This is a genomic window from Psychrobacter sp. 1U2 (genome assembly GCF_051847575.1).
This window is the reverse complement of the sequence record NZ_JBPYDC010000394.1, coordinates 1-1,131: the sequence shown is the minus strand read 5'-3', so window position 1 is coordinate 1,131 and position 1,131 is coordinate 1. Positions and strand designations below refer to the sequence as shown.

The 1,131-nt window shown below is 41.3% G+C and carries 2 protein-coding genes; both read left to right on the top strand.

Going from position 1 to position 1,131, the window contains the following annotated elements; genetic code table 11:
• Positions 1-18 precede the first annotated feature (18 nt).
• Positions 19-534, top strand: coding sequence for an HPP family protein (locus ACS8FD_RS16090; protein WP_439262070.1), 516 nt, complete (start codon positions 19-21; stop codon positions 532-534).
• A 393-nt stretch (positions 535-927) separates the two neighbouring features.
• Positions 928-1,131, top strand: a 204-nt coding sequence (locus ACS8FD_RS16085; protein WP_439276585.1) for a zinc ribbon domain-containing protein, incomplete at its 3' end; no start/stop codon positions are given.

Genomic DNA, 1,131 nt, shown 5'->3' with positions numbered 1-1,131 from the left:
ATTATTTAGGAAACGCTAGTGAATAAGATTTTTTCGTTAAATAAGATGCAGGGCAGAATAGATGATTGCCCGCAAAGACTGCCTTTAGTTATCATTGGACTGGCTTGGCTAGGCGGTACATTGGCAACCGCAGCGCTGGCCCTAATTGGTAATTGGCAAAATGTTGCTATGATTTTGGGCTCATTTGGCGCCAGTTGCTTGCTTATTTTTGCTTATCCAGAAAGCCCATTTGCTCAGCCAAGAAATATTGTTGGCGGTCATTTTATTACCACTTTTACTGGTTTAGCATTTATGACGATATTTGGTATTGAGTGGTGGAGCTTGGCACTCGCTGTCGGTACTGCCATTGCGCTTATGCTATTGTTTCGGGTACCGCACCCGCCCGCAGGCTCAAACCCACTAATTGTCATGCTTGGAGGTGTTAAATGGCATTTTTTGGTCACTCCAACACTGGTAGGTGCGCTCGCCTTGGTTGTCGTTGCCCTGATTTATAACAACATCGGTAGAGGCAGACACTATCCAAGATATTGGTAATGTCGCTAAGACATACTAAGCCACATCCTTCTTTGTAGTTTAGATTAGCCCAATCTGGTCATCACTACCCCACTTTTACGTGACTGGCTATTCTTAATCAAGCCCGTCATATCTTATAAGGGTAAATAACTGGCGTAACATCGGAGTCATATTTGCTCTATTGCAGATAAATGACGTGTTCATGTTACCATTATTCAGCATTGCCTTGTTTTGTGCTATCTTAAAACAACGTTTACATTTACGACAACATTTAAACTCAAAATAATGTTTAGACCTAGAGTTATACCTGTTGGCTATACTTATAAAAGCTAAAAACATGACGTCAGTAAAAACATTCTAAAAATTAAACATCTTTTACCACTCTTTTTATCTCATCAAAATAAGGCAGTTGATATGCGCTATTGTCTAGCATGTGGTCATGAAGCGGAACGCAAGATACCAGCGACTGATAATGTACCGCGTCTGGTATGCCCAAACTGTGGTTACATTCACTACGAAAACCCAAAGGTAATTTGTGGCTCTTTAGTAGTACACAAAGACAGAGTGCTGCTATGTCGCCGTGCTATCGAGCCTCAATATGGTTTATGGACCATACCA